This window comes from Achromobacter sp. DMS1, from assembly GCF_001270295.1.
Genome location: NZ_LHSJ01000234.1, coordinates 1 through 6781 on the forward strand (window position 1 = coordinate 1; position 6781 = coordinate 6781).

General features: G+C 69.1%; 8 protein-coding genes. All 8 read right to left on the reverse strand.

What is annotated here, in order from left to right:
* A partial coding sequence (locus tag AD428_RS20840; RefSeq protein ID WP_053246444.1) for an aldolase/citrate lyase family protein occupies window positions 1-812 on the reverse strand: 812 nt, incomplete at its 3' end.
* 23 nt (window positions 813-835) lie between these two features.
* Entirely contained in the window at window positions 836-1663 is an 828-nt protein-coding gene (gene hpaH, locus AD428_RS20845) for a 2-oxo-hept-4-ene-1,7-dioate hydratase (RefSeq protein WP_053246279.1), read from the reverse strand.
* A gap of 45 nt (window positions 1664-1708) precedes the next feature.
* Window positions 1709-2140, reverse strand: coding sequence for a 5-carboxymethyl-2-hydroxymuconate Delta-isomerase (locus AD428_RS20850; protein WP_053246445.1), 432 nt, complete (start codon window positions 2138-2140; stop codon window positions 1709-1711).
* A 19-nt stretch (window positions 2141-2159) separates the two neighbouring features.
* Window positions 2160-3134, reverse strand: coding sequence for a tripartite tricarboxylate transporter substrate binding protein (locus AD428_RS20855; protein ID WP_053246446.1), 975 nt, complete (start codon window positions 3132-3134; stop codon window positions 2160-2162).
* Between the two features lie 40 nt (window positions 3135-3174).
* On the reverse strand, window positions 3175-4632 hold the full coding sequence (gene hpaE, locus AD428_RS20860; protein WP_053246447.1) for a 5-carboxymethyl-2-hydroxymuconate semialdehyde dehydrogenase: 1458 nt from the start codon (window positions 4630-4632) through the stop codon (window positions 3175-3177).
* Window positions 4633-4668: 36 nt separating this feature from the next.
* Entirely contained in the window at window positions 4669-5436 is a 768-nt protein-coding gene (locus tag AD428_RS20865; protein ID WP_053246277.1) for a fumarylacetoacetate hydrolase family protein, read from the reverse strand.
* Window positions 5433-6131 (reverse strand): fumarylacetoacetate hydrolase family protein, encoded by a 699-nt coding sequence (locus AD428_RS20870; protein WP_053246448.1) that lies wholly within the window; start codon window positions 6129-6131, stop codon window positions 5433-5435. Before AD428_RS20870 ends, AD428_RS20865 begins: the two co-directional genes overlap by 4 nt.
* Window positions 6132-6364: 233 nt before the next feature.
* A complete protein-coding gene (locus AD428_RS20875; RefSeq protein WP_053246449.1) occupies window positions 6365-6736 on the reverse strand; it encodes a YidB family protein in 372 nt (123 codons plus the stop codon).
* Between the last annotated feature and the right edge of the window lie 45 nt (window positions 6737-6781).

Sequence of the window (6781 nt, forward strand, 5' to 3'; positions counted from 1 at the left end):
GTGCTGCCCGGCGCCACGGCCTGCACGTCCTTGAACCGCGCGGCCAGGGCGCTGGTGGCCTGCACCAGCAGGCTGGTGTCCAGCCCCACGGCCACGAAGGCGCAGCCCATTTCCAGGTACTTGCGCGCCATGGCCTCGTTGGGCGTCAGGATGCCCGCCGCCTTGCCCGCCTTGCGCACGCGCGCGATGGCGTCGGCAATGGCGGCCTGCACGTCGGCATGGCCCGGGTCGCCCACGTGGCCCAGCGAGGCGGACAGGTCGGCCGGCCCGATGAACACGCCGTCCACGCCTTCGGTGGCGGCGATGGCGTCGAGATTGTCCAGCCCCGCGCGGGTTTCCACCTGCACCAGCACGCAGACCTGTTCGTTGGCTTCCAGGAAGTACCCGGGGCGGCGGCCCCACAGCGAGGCGCGCGCGCCCGCCATGCCGCGGATGCCGCCCTTGCTGTCGTTCTGCGGATAGCGGGCGGCGCGCACGATGCGGCCGGCCTGTTCCGCCGTGTCGACCATGGGAACGAGCAGCGTCTGCGCCCCGAGGTCCAGGTACTGCTTGATGAGCATTTCGCCGACTTCGCCGTGTCCCATGGGCACGCGCGCGATGGGATGGCTGGCCGGATACGCGGCGATCGACTGCAACTGCGACAGCAGGGTCAGGGTGTCGTTGGGGCCGTGCTCGCCATCGATGAGCAGCCAGTCGAAGCCGGCACCGGCGCAGATCTCGGCGGTGTACGGGCTGCCCAGCCCGAGCCACAGGCCGATCTGCGGCTGGCCGGCGCGCAGGGCGGCCTTGAAGCGGTTGACGGGGGTCTGCATCGATACCTCGCGTGGAAAGATGTTCAGGAAAAGCGGAAACGCAGCACGCCCAGCGGGCCGTAGTCGGCTTCGAAGCCATCGCCCTGGCGCGCCGCCACGGGGCGAGTGAACGACCCGGCCAGGATGAGCTGGCCGGGCTGCAGGGTTTCGCCCCACGGCGCCAGCTTGTTGGCAAGCCAGGCCACGCCGATGGCGGGATGGCCCTGCACGCCCGCGGCCAGGCCGGTTTCCTCGACCACGCCGTTCTGGCGCAGCACCGCGCCGCACCAGGGCAGATCGAGGCCGGCGGGGTCCGCCCGCCTGCCGCCGACGACCACCCCGGCGTTGGCCGCATTGTCGCTGATCGTATCGTAGACCTTGCGCATGGCGCGCGTGTGGCGGTCGAACTGTTCGATACGGGCGTCGATGATCTCGATGGCCGGTGTCACGTAGTCGGTGGCGTCCAGCACGTCCTGCAGCGTGACCTCCCCGGCCCGGCCGGAACCGCCCAGCGGCGACTTCAGCACGAAAGCGAGCTCCACCTCCACGCGCGGCGCGATGAAGCGGGAAGCGGGAATGGCCAGTTCCTGGCCTTCCACGCAGGTAAAAAGCATGGAATCGAGCAGCGTGCCGAAATCGGGCTCGTCGATCTGGCTGGCCTGCTGCATGGCGCGCGAGGTCAGGCCGATCTTGTGGCCGATGATCTTGCGGCCGGCGGCGACCTGCATACGCACCCAGGTCCGCGAAACGCGATAGCCGTCTTCGATGGTCATGCCGGGGTAGCGCTTGGAAAAATGCTCCACCTGCATGCGCGATTTCTCGCTGGCGTCGAGTTCCTGCGCGAGCTGGATCAGAAGTTCGTCGGAAAACATGGTCTGGATGCTCCAAGGCGCCGGCAAGGCCGGACGCGGGCGTCTCTAGCGGGAAAAAAGCGGATGCAGGGTGCTGTGCTTGCCGTCGTAAACCTGGCCGGGGCTTTCATCCACCTGCACGGTGAGGCCCAGGTGCCCGGCGGCGAAAACCGGCGCCAGGTGCTCGCGCGCGCAGGCCAGCAGCGCATCGCCCGCGGCCTGCCTGACCGCATCGGAGCGGCCCCGCCCCATGCGCAGGTTGACGTAGACGAAACCGTAATCGCCGTCGCCTCCCGCGGCCTTGCCGGCCGCGCCGCCGTCGGCCACGGCGTAGTGGGGGGCGGGATAGGCGTAGACGCGCGTGCCGCCCGTGGGAAAGACCTGGCTGCCGTCTTCGGCGCGCACCGCGAGCATGGCGTCGGCCAGCTTGCGGCACAAGCCGCCCATGTCGGCGCGGGCGTCCAGGTTGCCGGTGTAGAGGATGACGACGTGGGGCATGGCAGTCCTTGCGCAGCGTTTATCCGAGGGTGATGTGGGCCCGCTGGATGATGTCGGCGTACTTGGCGGTTTCGCTGGACACGAAGGCGGCGAACTGCTCCACGCTGCCCGATTGCTCCACGATGCCGCCCCTGGCGAACACTTCCCGCACGTTGGGCGCGGCCAGGGCCTGGTTGACCTCGGCATTGATGCGCCGGACGATGGCGTCCGGCGTGCCGGCGGGTGCGAGCAGGCCCTGCCAGGAGTTCGACTCGATGGGCGCGCCCTGCTCCGCCAGCGTGGGAATGCCGGGCGCGAAGCGCGAACGCTGCAGCGTGGCCATGCCCAGCGCGACCAGCTTGCCGCGCTCGACGTGCGCGCGGAACTCGGACCAGTTGCCGAACATCACGGACACCTGCCCGCCCAGCAGGTCGGTCAGCGCCGGGCCCTGGCCCTTGTACGGCACGTGCACCATGTCGATGCCGAGCTTCTGGCACAGCGCGGCCGCCGACAGGTGGGCCGAGGTGCCGTTGCCGAACGAGGCGTAGGTCAGCGTGCCCGGCTCGTCCGAGGCCGCCTTCTTCAGGTCGGCCAGGGTCTTGAGCCCGCTGTCCGGGTGGGTCGCCAGCACGTGCTCCGACAGGCCCATGAGCGCCACGGGGCGCAGGTCGCGCGCGGTGTCGTAGGGCAGGTTCTTCACCAGGGTCTTGTTGGCCGTGAAGCTGTTGGCCACGCACACCAGCGTGTAGCCGTCCGCGGGCTGCTTGGCGACGTAGTCCACGCCGATCACGGTGCCCGCGCCGGGCTTGTTCTCCACGATGACGGACACGCCCAGCTGCCTGGACAGCTCGCTGCCGATGAGGCGCGTCACCATGTCAGTGGTGCCGCCGGGCGGGAACGGCACCACGATGCGCACGGGCCTGGCGGGCCAGGCGCCCTGAGCGGCCCGCGCCAGGCCGCATGAGCAGGCCAGCGCGGCGGCGGCCGAAGCCTGCAGGAATTGACGACGTTGCATGGATGTCTCCTGGTTGTTCTCTTTGCCTTGGGCCGCCGTCTCAGGCGCCCCAGCGGGGAATGTGATGAGAGCCCAGCGACACGGCGACGTTCTTGGGCTCGCAGAAAACTTCATAGCTCCAGGTGCCGCCTTCGCGGCCCGTGCCCGATGCCTTGGTGCCGCCGAAGGGCTGGCGCAGGTCGCGCACGTTCTGGCTGTTGACGAAGCACATGCCGGCCTCGATGGCCGCGGCCACCCGGTGGCCGCGGCCGAGGTTCTCCGTCCAGACGTAGCTCGACAGGCCGTAGACGGTGTCGTTGGCCAGGCGCACGGCTTCTTCTTCGTCGCCGAACGGGATAATGCACGCCACGGGGCCGAAGATCTCGTCCTGGGCGATCCGCATGCGGTTGTCCACGTCGGCGAACACGGTGGGCAACACGTAGTTGCCCTTGCGCACGCGGGCCGGCAGCGGGGGCGTTTCCAGGCCGCCGCACAGCATGCTGGCGCCCTCTTTCCGGCCCAGCTCGATGTAGCGGCGCACCTTGGCCAGGTGATTGGCGCTGATCATGGGGCCGACGATGGTCTGCTCGTCCAGCGGGTCGCCCACGGCGATCTTGCGGGCGCGCTCCACGAAGCGCTCGACGAAGCGGGGATAGATGCCATTCTGCACCAGGATGCGGCTGCCGGCCGTGCAGCGCTCGCCATTGTTGGAAAAGATCATGAAGACGGCGGCGTCCAGCGCGCGCTCGAAGTCGGCGTCGTCGAAGATCACGAACGGACTCTTGCCGCCCAGCTCCATGCTGAACTTCTTCAGGCCGGCCGCCTGCACGATGCGGTTGCCGGTGGCCGTCGAGCCGGTGAACGACACGGCGCGCACGTCGCGGTGCGCGACCAGCGGCTCGCCCGCATCCTTGCCGTAGCCATGCACCAGGTTGAGCACGCCGGCCGGAATGCCGGCCTCCAGCGCCAGCTCGCCCAGGCGCGCGGCCGACAGCGGCGAAAGCTCGCTCATCTTGAGCACCGCCGTGTTGCCGAAGGCCAGGCAGGGCGCGACCTTCCAGGTGGCCGTCATGAACGGCACATTCCAGGGCGAGATCAGCGCACACACGCCCACCGGATGGAACAGCGTGTAGTTCAGGTGGGTGGCGGTGGGATAGGTGTGGCCGTCCACCCGGGTGCACATCTCGGCGAAGTAGTAGAAGTTGTCGGCCGCGCGCGGCACGAGTTGCCTGCCGGTCTGGGCGATGACCTGTCCGCAGTCGTCGGTCTCGGTCTGCGCGATGTCGGGCGCATGGCGGGCGATCAGGTCGCCCAGCTTGCGTATGAGCCTGGCGCGCTCCGGCGCGGGCGTGCCGGCCCATTTGGGAAAGGCCGCGCGCGCCGCGGCCACGGCGGCGTCCACTTCGGCCGCTCCGCCCGCCGCGACCTCGGCCAGCACTTCCTGCGTGGCGGGATTGACGGTTTCGAAATAGTCCTGGCCGGCGACGGCCTTGCCGTCGATGAGATGGTCGATGCGCATGAAGGAATTCCGGATAAAGAGAGATGCCGCGCCGCGTCAGTGCGACGGCGGCGCGGGCGGTTCGCCGGCAATGGTATTGACCAGCCGGCCCACGCCCTCGACTTCCGTGACGATCTCGTCGCCCGCCTTGGAATCCGCCACGCCGACGGGCGTGCCGGTCAGGATCAGGTCGCCGGGGTTGAGCGTCATGAAACCCGACAGGTGCGCGATCAGCGCAGGAATGTCGTGCACCATGTCGCGCGTGTTGCCGTCCTGCTTCAGCTCGCCGTTGACCCAACTGCGCAGGCGCAGGTTCATGGGATCGGGAATGTCGGCCGCGTCCACGAACCACGGCCCCACTGGCGTGGCGCCGTCGCGGTTCTTCACGCGCAGGTTCGGCCGGTAGAAATTCTCGAGATAGTCGCGGATGGCGTAGTCGTTGGCCGCGCAGTAGCCCGCCACCACGTCGTAGGCCCGTTGGCGCGGCACGTTGCGGCACGTCTTGCCGATCACCACGCCCAGCTCGCATTCGAAGTGCATGTAGTCCACGTCGGCAGGACGCCAGGTCTTGCCGCGGTGCCCTTGCAGCGCGTTCGGCCCCTTGAGGAAGACGAGCGGTTCCTCGGGCGCCTTGTTGAAGGCGATTTCCTTGGCATGGTCGGCGTAGTTCAGCCCCAGCACGAAGACGGTGCCGAATTCCAGCGGAGGCAGCCACTGCGCCTCGGCCTCGTCCAGCAGGCGGCCGTCGGGCAGCCTCACCCGTCCGTCCGCGCCCTCCGTCACCTCGACGACCCGGCCCTCGTAGCGTATGCGTCCGTGTTTCATGCCTGCGCTCCTTCCTGCGCCGCGGCCGCCTCGGCCACGATGCGATGCGCCAGCCGGCCCAGGCCCGGCGCCTCGATCTCCACCAGGTCGCCCGGACGCGCCAGCGGCGAGCCCTCGCCCGGCCCCAGCAGCAGCACGTCGCCGCGCGAGAGCGTCATGAACGCCGTTACGTCGGCAATCAGTTGCGCGGCCGGCCTCACCAGTCCGGCAAAACCGCGCCGCCAGGCGGGCCGGCCGTTGATCGAAACCTGCAGCGTGGCGGACGCGATGTCGTAGCCGTCGCCCGGCGCGTATGGCCCGCTCATGGGGCAGAAGCCGTCGCGGCAACGCTGGCGGATCGCGGGGCGGAAATAATTGTCGTGCGGCAAGGTGATGTCGCAGGCCAGCACGAAACCCGCCACGTGGGCCATGGCGTCGCGTACCTCCACGCGCGTGGCGGGCGCGCCGATGAGCAGGCCGATGGTGGCATCGAGCCGGACCGCCCCGGGTTCGGCGGGAATCGCCACGGCGGCGCCGTCGCGCGCATAGGTGTTGCGCGGCTTGATGTACAGCACCGGCGCCCTGGGCGCGGCCTTGTAGGGAGGCGCGTCAAACTGCGGCGCCAGCCGCCGCACGGTAGCGGCGTCGTTAAGCAGCACGCCGTACACCGTGCCCAGGGGCTGCCCGTCGTCGAGAAGAAAGGGTTGCGGTTTCATGATGGATATTTAGTTAACATGATAATTATTATCCGGCCGACCACCCCCGTCAATCGAACGGCCCGCAGGGTTTTCCCGCAACGGCAGGGCAAAAACAAACAGGCCCCGCGGGGCCTGTTTGAATGGTGCATGGACGAAAACGCGCGAACAGCGCATGGGGATCCGTTCCCCGCCATGGCGCGCCGGCGTCCCGCTATGGCTCGGCCGCAGCGGGACGCGCTTCGGACAGGCGCCTAGGCCTGGCGATTGCCGAACAGGCTGGACAGCGAGCCCAGCAGTTCCGCGGGGTTGAAACCCTGCTGGCCTTCCTGGACCTGCCCCGAGGGCGTGGCCTGGTCCACCAGTTGCGGCAGCAATTGCGACAGCGTAGCCAGCACCGAATCCTGGTCCTGCCCGGTCTTGGCGGCCAGCTCGTCCACCATGCCAGGCTCCAGCACCTGGCCGAGCTGGCCGGGGCTGACCGGCTGGTTCTGCCCGGTGCCGACCCAGGAAGCCACGATTTCGCCCAGGCCGCCCTTCTGGAAGCTGGCGATCAGGCCGGACAGGCCGCCCGGGTATTTGTTCAGCAGTTCGATCAGGGCGGGCAGCAGCGCGGCGGCGGCCAGCCGCCCGCGGCTCCGCCCTTTGCCTCAGAGGCCCTGTTTGCCTTC